Origin of the sequence: Pseudomonas sp. G1002, from assembly GCF_013385455.1 — a bacterium.
GTDB lineage: Bacteria > Pseudomonadota > Gammaproteobacteria > Pseudomonadales > Pseudomonadaceae > Aquipseudomonas.
Window position 1 is genome coordinate 181,636 of sequence record NZ_JACAPY010000006.1, and the last position, 16,177, is coordinate 197,812.

The 16,177-nt window shown below is 61.7% G+C and carries 9 protein-coding genes and 1 pseudogene; 9 read left to right on the plus strand and 1 reads right to left on the minus strand.

Going from position 1 to position 16,177, the window contains the following annotated elements; genetic code table 11:
- The first annotated feature begins 247 nt into the window (after positions 1 to 247).
- From HX801_RS03595 to HX801_RS03610, 4 genes are all read left to right on the plus strand, one after another.
- Positions 248 to 535, plus strand: a complete 288-nt coding sequence (locus HX801_RS03595; RefSeq protein ID WP_177021596.1) for a DUF6124 family protein — start codon at positions 248 to 250, stop codon at positions 533 to 535.
- A gap of 110 nt (positions 536 to 645) precedes the next feature.
- A complete protein-coding gene (locus HX801_RS03600) occupies positions 646 to 1,155 on the plus strand; it encodes a hypothetical protein (RefSeq protein WP_177021597.1) in 510 nt (169 codons plus the stop codon).
- The gene (locus HX801_RS03605; protein ID WP_177021598.1) at positions 1,152 to 1,700 is read left to right on the plus strand and encodes a nucleotidyltransferase family protein; all 549 of its coding nucleotides are present in this window, start codon (positions 1,152 to 1,154) and stop codon (positions 1,698 to 1,700) included. The genes HX801_RS03600 and HX801_RS03605 overlap by 4 nt, the downstream gene beginning before the upstream one ends.
- A 111-nt stretch (positions 1,701 to 1,811) precedes the next feature.
- Complete coding sequence (locus tag HX801_RS03610) at positions 1,812 to 3,269, plus strand: glycosyltransferase family 39 protein (RefSeq protein ID WP_177021599.1); 1,458 nt, start codon at positions 1,812 to 1,814, stop codon at positions 3,267 to 3,269.
- A 6-nt stretch (positions 3,270 to 3,275) separates the two neighbouring features.
- Here HX801_RS03610 and HX801_RS03615 read toward each other — a convergent pair whose 3' ends face one another.
- Entirely contained in the window at positions 3,276 to 4,499 is a 1,224-nt protein-coding gene (locus tag HX801_RS03615; protein WP_177021600.1) for an OprD family porin, read from the minus strand.
- A gap of 172 nt (positions 4,500 to 4,671) precedes the next feature.
- Between HX801_RS03615 and HX801_RS03620 the strand changes: the two genes are divergently transcribed.
- The 5 genes and pseudogenes from HX801_RS03620 to HX801_RS32185 form a co-directional block, all read left to right on the plus strand.
- Positions 4,672 to 5,568, plus strand: a complete 897-nt coding sequence (locus HX801_RS03620) for a LysR family transcriptional regulator (RefSeq protein WP_003212270.1) — start codon at positions 4,672 to 4,674, stop codon at positions 5,566 to 5,568.
- Between the two features lie 108 nt (positions 5,569 to 5,676).
- Positions 5,677 to 7,116, plus strand: coding sequence for a YfcC family protein (locus HX801_RS03625; RefSeq protein ID WP_087693429.1), 1,440 nt, complete (start codon positions 5,677 to 5,679; stop codon positions 7,114 to 7,116).
- A 19-nt stretch (positions 7,117 to 7,135) separates the two neighbouring features.
- Positions 7,136 to 8,938 (plus strand): CocE/NonD family hydrolase, encoded by a 1,803-nt coding sequence (locus HX801_RS03630; RefSeq protein WP_003212273.1) that lies wholly within the window; start codon positions 7,136 to 7,138, stop codon positions 8,936 to 8,938.
- Between the two features lie 64 nt (positions 8,939 to 9,002).
- Complete coding sequence (locus tag HX801_RS03635) at positions 9,003 to 14,747, plus strand: membrane-targeted effector domain-containing toxin (RefSeq protein ID WP_177021601.1); 5,745 nt, start codon at positions 9,003 to 9,005, stop codon at positions 14,745 to 14,747.
- Positions 14,748 to 14,964: 217 nt separating this feature from the next.
- Positions 14,965 to 15,996, plus strand: a pseudogene (locus HX801_RS32185) (methyl-accepting chemotaxis protein); the annotation flags it as partial.
- Between the last annotated feature and the right edge of the window lie 181 nt (positions 15,997 to 16,177).

Sequence of the window (16,177 nt, forward strand, 5' to 3'; positions counted from 1 at the left end):
TAGCCTTGAAACGTCGCTGCAAAATCAGCGACCGGGTTTAGCAGCTCGGTTAATATCAAGGCATGCAATGCCACCATCCGTTCAAGCGAGCATCCGCGTTCGCTAGTCCGCGTTATGGCGGCTGTGCGTGGGGCACTTTCGAGTGCGCTGGGCTCCTTGATTCCTGGTCTGCTAACCCGCGTACAGTCGCCACCCTTTTCGTTTAGCAGCGATGTCTGGCGACTCCACCAATCAAGGAGTTGCAGTCATGAAAAAGCACAGCCCCAACCCTCCAAGCCCGAGCCAATCCGGCACGGATATCTTCTGTATCGCCCAAAACATCGACCCCGAAACCCTGCTCGTACAGGCCTGCGAAACCCTCGCCTCACTGAACGCGCTCACTACCGACCTGGCTTTCGAGTTCGATGGCGCCTTTCGCCATAAACTCCTGGCCACCCAGCAATTGAGCGTCCTCGGTGAGTTGCTGGTGAAGCGCGCACTGGACATTCTTGTGCCAACGGCAGATTCAGAAGCTACGGGAAGGTCCGTTTCCTGACAGGAAACATGACGATCCGTTTGAGCGCCCCAAAAGTAAGAAAAAGGTGAGGGTCTATTTTCTTTTAAGATAAACCCCACCTTTGTTGAAACATAAGGATGTGTGCCGCAGTGAACAAGAATTCCTACGCCTACCTGATACCTGTCGTGCTGGGCGTACAGCTTCTGTTGGCCGTGCTGTTTATATGGCAGTTCAGCATCTCACCGGCCATCCACTTCAAACCGGTCGCGGAGAAAGCCTGTTTATCCGTATCTCTCGTCCTGACCCTGGCTGCGTCCGTGATTGTCTGGCGGGTAAGAAAACCTCAGCTGCGGCTCGAAAAAAAATGGACCCTGCTTAAGGCGTTTGCCGGGATGTTCATCCTATGCACGCTGTTCTCGGTGACGCTGTTTTCATTGGCCATTGTATGTTCGGGCGGCACCCGCAGCAGCTATACGGCTCACTACGAATATTCGTCAGGCGGCAGTAAAAGCTGCAGCGGAATCACGGTCTTCGATGCTGAGCTGAATAATACGATTAAAATCTGCCGCCCCACGTGGATCGGTTATCGCGATGAGGTGAGGGTGGTGAAAGTCAGCAATGACCTGGGGATTGTTGTAAAAGAGGCCGTAATCCTTTGAGCGAGAAAGCCCTCCAGACACTGATCAGCAGCGATGCCCAACGCTGGCACCTACTGGACATCGTCCGCTCCCTCGCCCTCCCCGACTGCTGGATCGGAGCCGGCTTCGTACGCAACGCGGTATGGGATCACCTCCACGGTCGCCCCCTATCACCACTGACCGGTGACGTCGACGTACTGTGGTTCGACGCCACCTGCACCCGCCCCGACGAAGACCGCCGCCTCGAAGCCCTCTTACACGCAGCCGAACCCTCCATCGACTGGTCCGTCAAAAACCAGGCCCGCATGCACCTGCGAAACGGCGACGCGCCTTACCGCAACGCCAGCGACGCCATGCGCTTCTGGCCCGAGACCGCCACCGCAGTAGCCGTCAGAAGAACCGCAGTGGACGTATGCGAAGTTTCAGCCCCTCTCGGCCTGGAAGACCTGTTCAATCTCCAACTCAAACCCACGCCCCGCTTCACCCAGGAAAAACACGCCATCTACCAACAACGCATCACCTCCAAACGCTGGCTAACCCACTGGCCATTGCTGAAACAATCCTGACCCTACAAAAACCTCACATTCATTCACGAATTATTAAGAATCGCCCTCGTATACTCGCCGATCGCCCGGGCCGTTCCCCCGAACGGCCCCCTGCCCCGGTAGCCAGAATCCATGACGCGTTCCGCTCCTCTGCTGCTCCTGCTCGCTGCGCTGTTGTTTTTCTTTGCCCTTGGCAATCACGAGTTGCAAGGCTCGACCGAGGCCCGTGTGGCCGGGATCGCCATGGCCATGCACCTGGATAACGATTGGGTGGTGCCGCGACTGTTTCGTGAACCGTTCCTGGAGAAACCGCCGCTGAGCCTGTGGCTCGACGCCGGTGCGATTCGCCTGTTTGGCGGTACCACTTGGGCAGTGCGCCTGGCGTCGGCGTTTGCCGGGCTGTTCAGCGTGATGCTGCTGTACGGAATGCTGCGCAAGTTTGGCCGGCCCAAGACGCTGGCGTTTGTCGCGGGCCTGATGCTGGCGACCATGGCCAGTTACTGGAGCAATGTGCGCGGCGTCGGTGAGGATTCGCTGCTCACCCTCGGGGTTACCATGGCGCTGCTGGCGTTCTATCAGGCCGCTCGGCCCGCGTCGGAGCGTGACAGTTCCAACCTGGGCACCTGGTTACTGTTCACCCTCGGGATGGTGATCGCCACCTTGAGCAAAGGGGTTCTGGGCCTGGCCATGCCTGGCGTGGTGATCTTCGTCTATCTGGCCAGTACCAGCCTGATGGATAAACGCTTCAAGCTCGGCGATTGGGTCAAGCCCGGGCTGTTCACGCTGCTGGCGCTGGTGCCGCTGATGATCTGGCTGGGTTTCCTGTACCAGCGCGACGGGTTGCAGGGGGTACGTGAAGTGCTGCTGACCAATAGCGTCGGACGCTTCAGCGGTTCGTTTGTTGAAGCCGGCCACTACGAGCCGTTCTATTACTACATCGTCAAACTGCCCGAAGCCTTTTTGCCCTGGAATATCCTGGTGTACCTGGGGCTGTGGCACTTCCGCAAAAGCCTGGTGCGCAACCGCTACCGGCTGTTTTTCAGCGTATGGCTAGTAGCGCAGTTCACCCTGCTGACGTTCGCCTCCAGCAAGCGCACGGTTTATCTGATGGCCTTGACGCCCGCCGCAGCAGTGCTGGCCGCCGAGTATGGCGGCGTGCTGCTGGGCTGGCTGAAAAGTCGTGGGCAGGTTTCACACGTTGCCGATCACGTTTATGAAAACCGACGGGGTCTGGTAGGTGGCTTCTTCACCGTGGTGGTGGCCTGCTACCTGATTGCGGCTTTCTGGTTCGCGCCCAAGGCCGATGTGCGCCAGTCGTTTGTGCCGGTAATCAGCCAGATCCAGGCGATGCAGGCGCAGGGCAAAGAGGTGGTGTTGTATCAGGCCAACGAGCGGATCGCCGGGGCCGGGGTGTTCTACATGCAGGGCTATTTGACGATTCTGCAGACGCCGGAGGAACTCAAGAGTTACCTCGCGGCCAAACCCGGCAACGTGGCCCTGGTGGACAATACTGACCGGCTGAACGTCCCGGTGACGGTGGTCAAGGAGATGGCGATCAACCGTCAGCCGTACTATTTCGTCGAGCAGTAGGGCCTGTCACCACAGCGCCAGGTCGTACGTGAGGTAGACCCGGTAGTTGTCACGATCGCTCGCATAGGTCGAGCGATACGTGGCCTTGCGCAACTCGATGCCTACGCCTTTGAAGGTGCTGTCCTGGATCACGTAGCGCAGGTTGGTGTCCGACTCCCACTCACGGGCTTCGCGGCCCTTGTAGTCTCCGTTCTGGCCCTTGTAGTAACGGGTCATGAAGGTCAGGCCCGGCAGCACGGCGGCAAAGTCGTAGTCATAACGCAGCATCCAGGTTTGCTCACCGGCCTGGATGAATTTGCCGACGCCGGCGTTGCTGAAGGAATACACCGTCGACACGCTGGCGTAGGGCAACGCGGTATTGCCGGTGACTTTCTGATAACCCACGCCCAGCGCCTGCGGCCCTAGCCGGTAGGTGAACAACCCGCTGAACATGTCGCTGTCGACCTTGCCGTTGCGTGCCTCGCCCGCTTCGTTGCTGATGAAGTAACGCAAGTCGCTGGTCAGGCTGCCGGCACCCACTGGCTGTTTATGCACCAGGCCAAAGAACTGCTGGCGATAGAATTCACGCATTTCGCCGTAGTACCAGGTACCACTTAGCTTGGGCGTGAAGGCATAGGTAGCGCCGGCAAAATCAAAGTCGCTGCCCTTTTTGCCGCTGTAGCCCTGGGGATATATATCCACGCTGTCGGTAGAGTTTCGCAGCTTGAACTTGTCCAGATGCCCGGCGTGCACGTACAGGTTACGGACGCCGCTGTACTCGACTTGAGTGCCCTGGAATGTTTGTGGCAACAGCCGGCCATCGTTGTACACCAGCACTGGAATCTTCGGCAGCAGCGTGCCGGTTTTCACCACGGCTTCACCGATGCGCATCTTGGCGGTCACGCCCAGGCTTGAGAATTCGCTGGCCGCGCGGCCATCGTCGTGCACCGGCAACAGCCCGGTGCCGGCATGGGCGCGGCTGGAGTCGAGCCTGATCCCCGACAGCCCCAACGCATCCAGGCCAAAACCCACCGTGCCTTCGGTATAACCCGATTGCAGGTTGAGCAAAAAGCCCTGGGCCCACTCCTTGCGGTCCTCGCCGCCGTCGCGGTAACCGTCGTTGAAATAGTAATTGCGCAAGGTCAATTTGCCGTGGGAATCCTCCCAGAAACCCTGGGCCATCAATGCCGGTGACAGGCTCGCCAGCAAGCCCGTGCACACCACTGCTCCCCTCGTGAAAAGCTCACGCATAACCGTCTCCCGAATGCCGTATTGTGGTTTTTTATGGGCAGTTGCTGCCTGCGACACGCTGGACGGCGCGTCGCATTGCGGCGGACACTAACGGCTCCTCGAACGCCCGGCAACGTTATGCGAGAAGCGCATCAGGCTATGCGCAAAGCCCTCAAACCACAGGAAAATCACGGTGAATCTCAAGCAGCTCGAAGCCTTCAAGGCGATCATGTCCACCGGTTCGACCATCGGTGCGGCGACCCGCATGGGCCTGTCGCAATCCGCGGTCAGCCGGTTGTTGAGCCAGCTGGAAGAGGCATTGGGTTTCGCGTTGTTCCTGCGCAAAAAGGGCCGCTTGATGGCGACCCCGGAGGCTGAAGAACTGCTCGCCGAAGTGGCCGGCCTGGTCGACGGCATGCAGCGTATCCAGCGCCTGGCAGATGAGATGCGCGTGGGCCGTTCGCGCAAGAGCCTGATCAAGGTCGGGGTGCCCACCAGCATGACCCAGGAGCTGCTGCCGCGGATCGTCGCCGAGTTTCTCAAGGGCCGGGAAGACATCGTCGTCGAGCTGCTGACCGGTTCCTACGACATGATCGAACGGGCCGTGCTCGACCGCTCCGCCGACCTCGGTTTTGTGCGCTTGCCTACCGAGATTCCCGACTTTGAGATTGAACCGGTGCTGGAGACCGAAGGCGTGTGCGTGATGCCCGCTGACCATCCGCTGACCCGCCACGCCTGCATCGAAGTGCAACACTTGCGGGACGTGCCGCTGGTAATGCTGGGCCGGCAACGGGCCCTGCGGGCGGAGTTGAACCAGGTGTTTCGCGCAGCCAACCTGACGCCCCAGGTGCGGGTGGAAGTGCACTCGGTGGGCGCCGCATGCAGTTTTGTCGCCGAGGGGTTGGGGGTGTCGATCGTCAATGGTTTGCTGGCCAGCCACTTCATGCATTTGCCGATTGTGGTCCGCCCGTTTCGACCCGCGTTGCCCTATGCATTCGGCCTGGCGTTTCGCGCGGATGAACCCAGGTCCAAGGTGGTGACGGCGTTTGCCGAGCACCTCAAGCACCGCCTGGCCGCACAAAACGCATAGCCCAACCCAGCCCGCGCATAACGTTGTCGCCGCTAAAACTTTGCCCTAGTGTCCGCTCCACAAGTGTCACCCGACACAACAATAACAGCGCACACCGGGGCAACCAGCATGACCGAACCGCAGATCGTCCGTACCCACTCGCCCACTGAAACGCCGGTGGAAAAACCCGCGCAGCGCAAGCAGATCAACCCGGCCATCATTCTGTTGAGCATCGTGCTGCTGGCTGTCGCCTTCACCTACGCGGTGAACTCGGGCAAGTTCCAGCGCCAGAACGGCCTGGTGGTTCCGGGCTCCTATCAGGTGCTGGAAAAGCACGACTCCCTGGGCCAACTGTTCTCCCTCGAACCGCGCAAGGCCAGCGATACGGTCGCTCGGCCGGTATCGTTGGTCGAGGGCTTCATGGCCATTCCCCAAGGCATCGAAAAACGCGCCGCGCTGATTTTCATGGTGCTGTTCATCGGTGGGATGTTCGGCGTGTTGAACAAGGCCGGTGTGATTGATGCCGGTCTTGAACGCCTGCTGGGGCTGACCCGGGGCAATATCTACGTGCTGGTGCCCAGCCTGATGCTGGTGTTTTCCGCCGGCAGCACCTTCATGGGCCTGGCCAAGGAATTCATCCTGATCGTGCCGTTGATGGTGGCCATGGCCAACCGCTTGGGGCTGTCGAACCTGATCGGCCTGGCCATCGTGGCCATCTCGGTGAAGATCGGCTACCTGGCCTCCATCTCCAACCCGGTGGCGCTGTCCGTGGCGCAGCCGATGGTGGGGCTGCCGATTTTCAGCGGCCTGAGCATGCGCGTCCTGGCCTACTGCACGTTCCTGCTGGTGGGCATCGCGTTCGTACTGTGGAGTATCCGCAAGCACGGGTTTGATGCCAGCGCGCAGATCACCTTCGAACGCAAACCGCTGCCCCTGCGCCACCTGCTGAACCTGATCGTGCTGGGGGCCGGCATTGGTTTCCTGGTGTACGCCTCGAACCGCTGGGAGTGGAAATACCACGAGCTGTCGGCGTTCTACCTGCTGCTGACCGTGGCGTTCAGCGTAATCGCCGGCCTGGGTGCCAGCACCGCCGCCAGCGCCTTTGTCGACGGCATGAAAAAGGTGCTGATCGCCGGTGTGTTGATCGGCCTGGCGACCGCCGTGGAAATCATCCTCAGCACCGGCCAGGTGCTCGACACCATCGTCAACAGCCTCGCCAATCTGGTGGGTGATCATGGCCCGGTGGTCTCGGCCTACGGCATGTTCTTCGCACAACTGGGGCTGGATGTACTGATCCCGTCCACCTCGGGGCAGGCGGCGGTGACCATGCCGATCTTCGGGCCGCTGGGACAGCTCTCCGGCGTCAGCCCGCAAACCACGGTGTTCGCGTTTTTGATGGGCAACGGCCTGACCAACATGATCACCCCGACCTCCAGCGGCCTGTTGGTATTGCTGGCCACCGCCAACGTCGGCTGGGGCCAATGGGCACGCTACATCCTGCCGCTGTTTCTGATCTATGCGGTGCTGGCGATGGTGTTGTTGGCCATTGCCGTAGGCACCGGGTACTGACCCCATGAGTGTTTTTCCCATGCAAACGTTGCACAACCAGATGATCGCCATGCGCGACGGCATCCACCTGGCCACCGATATCTACTTGCCCCACGGTCCAGGCCCGTTTCCGGTGGTGATCGAACGCACCCCGTACGACAAGAGCAAACCATCGCGCTCGGAAATCCAGCTCGACGGCCAGCATATTTCCCGCGAGCAAATGGCCGCGCGGTTCACGGCCCAGGGCTTTGTCGCGATCTTCCAGGATTGCCGCGGGCGCTATGCCTCCGAAGGCGTGTTCACCAAATACACCGCCGAGGGCGAAGACGGTTGCGACACCCTGGCATGGATCGTCGAGCAGCCGTGGTGCAACGGCAAGATTGGCAGCATGGGCCTGTCCTACGCCGCCCACACGCAACTGGCGATGGCCTGCCTGCATCCGCCGGGCCTCGCCAGCATGGTGCTGGACAGCGGCGGCTTCGCCAACGCCTACCAATGCGGGATTCGCCAGGGCGGCGCGCTGGAGCTCAAGCAGGCCACCTGGGCGTTTCGCCAGGCCAAGGAAAGCCCGGCGGCACTGGCGGATCCGAAGATCCTCGAAGCCCTCGAACAGGAAGACATCCACCAGTGGTTCAAGCGCATGCCGTGGCACGCCGGGCAATCGCCCCTGCGGCATGTGCCGGAGTACGAAGCCTATCTGCTGGAGCAGTGGGCCCAGGGCGACTTCGGCCCGTACTGGCAAGCGCCGGGCATCTACGCCGAGGGGCATTACCACGATCTGCCGGATATCCCGGTGCTGTTCATGTCCAGTTGGTACGACGCCTATGTCAGTTCGACACTCGCCAACTACGCGGCGTTTTGCGCCGGCAGTACGGCGCAGCATCAGTTGATCATGGGCCCCTGGCTGCATGGTGATCGCAATATCACTCACAGTGGCGATGCGCAATTTGGTGCACCAGCGGCTTTCGACGGGCAGGTGGCGAAAGACTGGTTGAGCTGCCGCCTGGACTGGTTTGAACGCACCCTCAAGGGTTCGCCGCTGCCTGCACCCGCGGCGGTGAAGGTGTTCTTGATGGGCGGTGGCACCGGTGAGCGCGATCAACAGGGGCGCTTGCAACATGGCGGGCACTGGATCGACAGTCATCAATGGCCGCTACCGGATAGCCGGCAACTCACCCTGCACCTCACCGCACAACGCCACCTGCAACCTGAACCACCGACCACCGAGGGCCAGCTCAGCTACTGCGCCGACCCGGCCGATCCGGTGCCGACCATCGGTGGCGCCCTGACCTCCGGCGCGCCGATTTTTGTCGGCGGCGCTTTCGACCAACGCGAGCGGGCGGACTTCTTCGGTACCCGTGGCGACCAGCGCCCCCTGGCCGAGCGCAGTGATGTCTTAAGCTTCCAGACCGAGCCACTCAGCCACGACCTGATCGTCGCAGGCCCGCTGCGCGTGGAACTGTGGATCGACAGCGATGCGCCCGACACCGACTTCACCGCCAAACTGGTCGACGTCTACCCGGACGGCTACGCCATGAACATCACCGACGGCATCCTGCGGGCCCGCTACCGAAACACCTGGGAGCACCCCACCCTGCTGACCCCGGGTGAGCGGGTCAAGGTGGTGATCGAACCCTTCGCCACCTGCAATCTGTTCCAGCGCGGCCACCGGTTGCGTCTGGACATCGCCAGCAGCAACTTCCCGCGCTTTGACGTCAACCCCAACAGCGGCGAAGCACCCGGCCAGGCAGAACATCCCAGGGTGGCGCGCAACACGCTACACCTGAGTACCGATTGCCCGTCACGCCTGATACTGACCGTGGTCGAGGCCTTGAGTAACTAACTACCGCCATCCACACGCCGAGACTGCGCACCCTCAGGGACCATTGACTCCCTGAGGACCGGCCATGCCCGCCCAGCCCCCGAACACATCACCACTTACCACGGAACAACTGAACGGCTACCTGCTGCAAATCGGTCATCGTCTACAGATTTTCCCCAACGGCCACGCACCGGCAGCGCAGTCTTCTACCGAGTTGCTGGAGGTGCAGGCATTGCACACCGCCCTGGCAGAAGAAAGCCGCTGGTGCCTGCAGAACGCACAAGTGCATTACACCGTCCCCGGCGACTGGGTGATCCAGGGCGAGCCCGGCCGGTTGAACCGCACGCGCATCAGCCAGGCATTGCACAAGAAGCTGGCCGCCCTGGAAATCGAACGGCGGCCCAACGGCCATCTACGCAAGAACTGGATACTCGACAGCCACCAGCCGATGCTGGAGGCCGAGGCCAGGCTGAAGGTCAAGGATCGCCTGCTCAGCCCTGCCGACCAGCTGCTGGTGACGAATATCGTCAGCGGTCCCGAGCTGCGCCCGGGTATCCATCGCCTGACGTTTCGCTACCGCCAGCAGGCCATCGAGTTCGCCGGGGCGTTCGTCCTCACGCGCAGCCAGACACCAGTCACCCACCTGGAGATCGAGGACGGTGATGTGTTGCTGTTCACCCCTTCCCGAGGCCTGGAGGCTTTCACCTCGCTCAAACACCTGGACCGCACGCTGCAGGAGCGCATGAAGCAGTCGGCCTGGCGTCAGGAACTGCTGCAACACTTGCCGCGCTGTTACCAGCACTTGCGCGCGGCGAGTATCTGGCCGCTGGTGCCAGGCCCTATCGACAGCCTCCCGCTGAACGAACACACCTACAACGCCCTGCAGGACAAACAACATCAGGACATCGCGTTTGCCCTTGGCCTGGAAGGCCACCCCGCGCCGACAGACGTCGCCAGAATGACCCTCGAACTGGACCAGGCGCTGCGCTGCTCGCCTTGGGACCTGTCCTCGCGCCTGGAACTGCGCGCGCAACAGTTACTGGAAAAACTGCTGCACGAATCCGCTCCCGACTGGTACCGCAGCGCCAATGAGGCCCAGCGCAAAACCCTCGCCGAGCACCTGCGCACTTACGAACACCTCAGCCTGCAAGTGCTGGCGCTGCTCGGCCCGGCGGCCTCGCCCGAGGCCATGGCGCGCCTGCAATTGCTTGAGCACCTGGACGGCGACCTGGATATCCAGGGTCTGATCCCCGAGCAACTGCAGATCAGCACCGAGCGCACCCTTAAGTCGGGCAACTCGTACAACCAGCACAACAACCTGGTGCAACTGGCGGTACGTGGCTTGCACCGTGGCGATGAACACGCCGGTTCCGAGTTTCTCGAGCACACCCAACTGACCTACGCCCAGCAGCCATTGCCGCCCGAGTTCCAGGACGTCACCCCGGCTTACCTCGCCGAGCTGCTGGCCAAGGTTCAACCAAGCCTGACCTTCGCCGAAGAACAAAAGCGCGCCCACAGTTTGCCCGCCGTACAGGAAGCCATGCAGCAGATGCTCGACAGCCGCCTGCACGCGCTGGCCTACAGTGCATCGTTGCAAAACCATATCAGCGCGGACGACTACGCACTGCTGCAAACCCTGAGTGAAGGCCCCTCGCCCACACTCACTGCCTGCTGCCTGTTCCTGCACAAGGCTCCGCTCAAGGACCTGTGGGTGCTGCGCCAGACCGATGCAACGGGCGCGGTCAAACGCTTGCTGCTGTGCACGCCTCACGCGCCACGCGCCGAACAGTTCCAGGCCTTTGGCAGCGAGCGGGAATTGCAGGCGCATATCCTCGGCTGGAGCCAGGAGATAGCGTCCGCTCCAGGTTCGCGCAGCATGAAAGACTACCTGCTTGAACAGTTGGTCAGCCGGATCCGGCCCAAATACAGCGCGATGCTTTCCGCCCTGGGTTTTACCCCGGCCAGCCTTGAGTATTTGATGATCAGTTTCGGCGCGCCCTCCACCTATGAGGCCTGCCTGGTGGAAATGAGCACCACGACGCTGGCCATGCAGGCCGATGAATACCTGCATCAGATGCCCAAGTGGCTGAGCCAGGCATCGGCAGCCGACCGACAGAAACTCGCCGACCTCAAGGAACAGGCACTGGGCGCGGCACAGGCCTACGCCGCAAGCCCGGGTAGCCCGCAACAGTTTCCCGACTTCGACAGTTACTTGCACAAGGCGGCAAAAGCCGCCCTCAACCAACTGCTCGGCAACCCGATCCCGGCGGTAGACCCAAACCTCGTAGGCGTGATCACCCCTCGCGAACGCGTCAGCTACACCACGCTGTACCGCAACGGCTACGACGCCAGCCTGGGCTTTATCAACCCCGACGCCAGCACCACCGCGCAGTTCAAGGGACCGCCCGGCGTCGACCTGAGTCGACTCACCGCGCAAACGGTGAGCAACTCGGTCAGAGGTACCTGGATCGGTGACCGCTATGTCGCCGAGGTCGAGAAAACCCTGTTGGACCCGCAAGGCCCCCACTATGCATGGCGCCGCAATATGGCCCTGGAGGTTGCCCAACTGCACATGCACGTCGCTGCGCTTGAGTGCTGCCTGCAAGGCTGCCTGGCAACAAGCGACCTGGCCTGGCTGGAAAAAAGCATCGACAGCCTGGCCGATAACAGCGATGCCGTGCGCAATCGGTATCGGCTCTATCCCCTGCACATCTGCGGGCAAGTGATCGATGGCTGCTACCTGTTCCACCACGCCAACGACCTGCCCCTGCTCTACACCCCGCACGCACCGGATGGCATCGCCTTCAGGCCGCAACGGGAATTCAACGAACGCCTGAAAAACCTTGAAGGCATGGACACCTACTACATCAGCCGGGTCGCCAGCGTTGAGCGCGCGGCGTTCGAGCCGAGGTTGCATGCGTTGGTGGCCGGCCTGCCGGCACAGCTCAAGGGGGTGTATTCCAAGCCGGTGTTCGACGAAGTGCCTCGCACCGCACTGCCGCTGAAGAACCTGCATTACCACACCTACGACAAAAAGCTGCGTCACCGTATCGACGAAGTCAAAAGCACCACCACCGGGCGCTTGCAGATGATCATGGAGCTGGTCAGCGTGATCGGCGAAATCACCATTGCCGTGCTGACCGCGCCCTTCCCGGCACTGAGCCTGGCCTTGGGCGGCTTGCTGGTGTTCAAGGATTCGATGCTCGCCCTGCATGCCTACAGCCGCAACGACACCGCCGCCGCGCTGGGACACTATCTGGGCGCGCTGCTCAATGCCGGCGGGACGTTGTTGACCGACCTGCGGCCCCTGCTGTTCGCCCCCGTCAAGCTCGCCCGTCCGCCGTTGCGCCATATTGCCCGGGTGACCAAGGACCAACAGGCCATGAGCTTGATCAAGCAACTGCAACCGCAGCCCCCATTGCCCCAGGGCATGCAGCCTGTGCTGTTTGCCGGCGACAGCCTGTGGGCCTCGCACACCCCGGACAGCCTGGGGCGATTCCTGTTGTTTCGCTACGACAACACCAGCGGGCAATTGCGCTCCACCGGCAAGCTGGTGAACCAGACGGTGGACGGCCAGTGGCAGCGCTCCGGTGTCATCGGTGGCATGCCTGGCCCTGAAAGGCTCGGCCAGCCCTATGAGTTGTCGGAAAAGTTTCGCCGGGACGTATCGGCTGTCATCGCACCCGAGGACCGGTCGGCGCTGTTCCTGCAAATCGCCTACCTGGATCGAGACCTCAATACCCACAGCATCTGGATCTCGCGTCGGCAACTCGCCCCGGCACTCAAACAGCACCTGGACAATGTCAGGGCCCTGACGGATGACGCCGACGCGTTTTTTGCACGGTTGCCCGCCGTGGTTCCCCGGGCCGAAACCCTGAACCCGGCGCCAGACATCGCCCTGCGTGATTTGCTCAAGCTGCTGATCGATGACGCGCACCACCTGGTGGTAGGCGAGGCACCGTTTTCCACCGCAGCTAAACAGGTGCTGATCGAAAACATGCAATACCTACGCGAACTGAACGTGACGGTTCTCTATATCGAGCCGCTGTGGCGCGACATTCATCACCTGAAAACCCACTCACGGTTTTCCAGTGGTTTCTCCAAACGGGCCGAGGGCCAGCTCAAATCCATCGACAAGGAACATTACCGCGACCCCGAAGGGTTGTACGGCCACTGGATGCTGGTAAACACCGCGCAACAGCACGGAATTGAGGTTCGGCCGTTGAACGCCTCAAGCTCCTACGACCTGGAAAACACCCTGTGCCTGCTTGATTCACGCCCGGCCCCGATTCGCTCCAACCGGCTGACCAACTTTTACTCCCACACCCTCATCAACGATGACCAGGCGAAAAAACCGGGCGAGCGCTGGATAGCGTTGGTTGATCAAAAACGCATGAGTACCTATCGCGGCACGCCGGGCCTGGCCGACCTGCAAAAGAGCATTGCCCTGCGGGTCGACGACGCCTTCGACCAACCCACCCGAGTCATCGCGGATGTGGCCGGCGGCATTCCCGGCGATGCCCTGGCCAAGGGCGACCTGAAGCTGTCGCTGCACACGGCACGCCAACCGGCGCCGCACCCGGGGCCCTCGGTGGAGCGCTCACACGCGCTACGGCCAACGCGCCCTCTGCCTGTTGAGGCGCCGCGCCACTTCAGCACCTTTGACCTGCCCCATGAACACCTGGGCCTGATCAGCGAGGAAATCACCTTGCCGATAGGCACGCGTGAAGCGCTCTTCGCCACCGCCTACAGGGAGACCGCCAGCAGCCGTCGCGCGGCGCAAACCACGTTCGACCAGACCCGCAAAAAACTTCAGGATCAGGCCCAGGCGTTTTTTACCGAACACACACCGCCTGCTCGAGGAGCACTGCCTGCGGTCGACCCGGCCCTGGATGAGGCGAAATTTATCGATCAACTGCTGGACACCGCCGATGGCCTGGTAGTCGGCGAAGCCCACGCCGGTACGTCGAGCAAAGGCTTCCTCAGCCGGCACATGGAATACCTGAAGGGCCCGCGAGAAGTAAAAACCCTGTACATGGAGCAACTCACCACCGAGCTGCATCAAGCCGACCTGGATATCGTCCACAGCCTGGGCTTTATGCCAGATGAGCTGTGGAGCTACCTCAACGCATTGGACAAAGGCCACGGCGTACCGGCCGACAGCCCCTACAGTTTTGTCAGCCTGGTGCAGGTGGCGATGAAGCATAACGTGCGGATCCGCGCGCTCGACTGTGTCGCCAGCCTGCGGGTGGACGGCATGCCCGCCTCCAGGACATCAATGTTCAACTACTTTGCGACCCAGGTGATCCGCGCCGATCAGCTTCAACAGGGGCCGCACAAGTGGGTCGCACTGGTGGGCGAAACGCACGCCAATACCCATCGCGGCGTGCCGGGCATTGCCGAGCTCAACAACGGCATCAGTTTGCTGTTGGACGATGTGCCTCCCTGCTCGGCCACCGGCTTTGTGCGTGAGCCCGCCAGCGTCCAGGCGCTGCCGCGCGAGCAGCAATGGCCATTGGTGCGCTACGACTTCAAGAAAAACGTCGAAGTCGCCGGTGCGCCATTGCCGCCACCTGTCGTGCCCGCGCCATCCCTCAGCCTCGAACAACGCCTGCGGCGCAAAGGCGATTACCTGCTTCAGCGCACCTTGGACGACGGGTTGGAGATGGTCCATAAAAACCGCGACGGTGTACTGGTCCATACCTCGTTGCAGCAGGATGCCAGGGGGCACTTCGTCAATCGCTGGAACCTGGATGACCGCCGTTTCAGCAGCAGGGAAGCGTTGATCGACATCATCACCACCAGCAAAAGAATGCGCCAAGTCCACTGACCCTCGCACCGCCCTCTGCATGAGGGCGGTGCGACCGCTCGTCGCTCACGTTCCATAAATCCTGCCCTCACGAAAAAACCGTTTCAGCTCTCACCAGGGCTGCCGATACCTCCTGACTACCCATCGGCTGGTCGCTACTTCCAGCAACCGGATGTACCCGCAAATCTGTTCCTGGAGGAATGCGATGAATAGTTGGTTCGGCAACATCAGCGTCAACATGAAACTGGGCCTGGGCTTCGGCCTGGTACTGGTCCTCACCTCGATCCTCGCGCTCACCGGCTGGACCAGCCTGGGCGGCCTGATCGACCGCAGCAACTGGATGAGCGACATCACCCAGCTCAACGCTTCGCTGACCAAGTTGCGGATCGTGCGCCTGCAATACATGTTGGCCAACGGTGACGAAGCCGTGGCGCAAAACGTGCAGACCAACCTCGACAGTTTTGTGGCCCAGCAACAGAAGCTGCTGGACAGCTTCAAGAGCCCGGACAACCTCAAGCTGCTCAATGAGCAAAAAGCGATCATCACCGCTTACCAGCAGTCCTTGAACAAAATGCGCGAGGCCTACCGCAACGGTAACGCCGCGCGCCAGGTCATGGGCGACAAGGCTGACATCGCCAATGCGCAGATCAGTGCCTTGGACGCCAGCGTGCGGCAGATGCCCGAGAGCACCGAGCGCTTTGCCCAGTTCGAGGCCGTGACCAGCGCCAAGGAACAGTTCCAGTTGGCCCGCTACGAAGTGCGCGGCTACACCGGTAACGTCAACGCCGAGACTGAAGCCCGCGCCGCCGCGCAGATCGAGAAAGCCATCGACGGTCTGAAAGGCCTGCACGCAGCGTTTGGCGCCAGCCAACAGCCTGCACTGACCGCCCTGGAAACCGCCCTCGGCGCCTATCGCAGCGCGGTGCAGAACTACAAGGCGGCCAACGCCAACATCGTCTCGGCCCGGGCAGAAATGACCACCCAGGGCACCGACATTGTCACCATCAGCGACAAGCTGTACGACATCCAGCTGCAACGCCGCGACGCCGAAAGCGCCCAGGCCCGCAGCCTGCAACTGATCAGCACATTGCTGGCCTTGCTGGTGGGCATCGTGGCTGCGGTGATCATCACCCGCCAGATCACCCGCCCACTGCGCGAGACCCTCGCCGTGGTGGAGCGCATCGCTTCCGGCGACCTGAGCCACAACATCCAGGTGACCCGCCGCGACGAACTCGGCGTGTTGCAGCAAGGCATCCAGCGCATGGGCACCACCCTGCGTGAACTGATCAGCGGCATCCGCGACGGCGTGACCCAGATCGCCAGCGCCGCCGAAGAGCTGTCGGCCGTGACCGAACAGACCAGTGCCGGGGTCAACAGCCAGAAGATCGAGACCGATCAAGTGGCCACCGCCATGCACGAAATGACTGCCACCGTGCAGGAAGTCGCACGCA

Excerpts from the sequence above, each read along its gene's own strand:
- HX801_RS03595 (WP_177021596.1), top strand. The coding sequence starts at position 248 with ATGAAAAAGCACAGCCCCAACCCTCCAAGCCCGAGCCAATCCGGCACG.
- HX801_RS03610 (WP_177021599.1), top strand. The coding sequence starts at position 1,812 with ATGACGCGTTCCGCTCCTCTGCTGCTCCTGCTCGCTGCGCTGTTGTTT.
- HX801_RS03615 (WP_177021600.1), bottom strand. The coding sequence starts at position 4,499 with ATGCGTGAGCTTTTCACGAGGGGAGCAGTGGTGTGCACGGGCTTGCTG.
- HX801_RS03625 (WP_087693429.1), top strand. The coding sequence starts at position 5,677 with ATGACCGAACCGCAGATCGTCCGTACCCACTCGCCCACTGAAACGCCG.
- HX801_RS03630 (WP_003212273.1), top strand. The coding sequence starts at position 7,136 with ATGCAAACGTTGCACAACCAGATGATCGCCATGCGCGACGGCATCCAC.
- HX801_RS03635 (WP_177021601.1), top strand. The coding sequence starts at position 9,003 with ATGCCCGCCCAGCCCCCGAACACATCACCACTTACCACGGAACAACTG.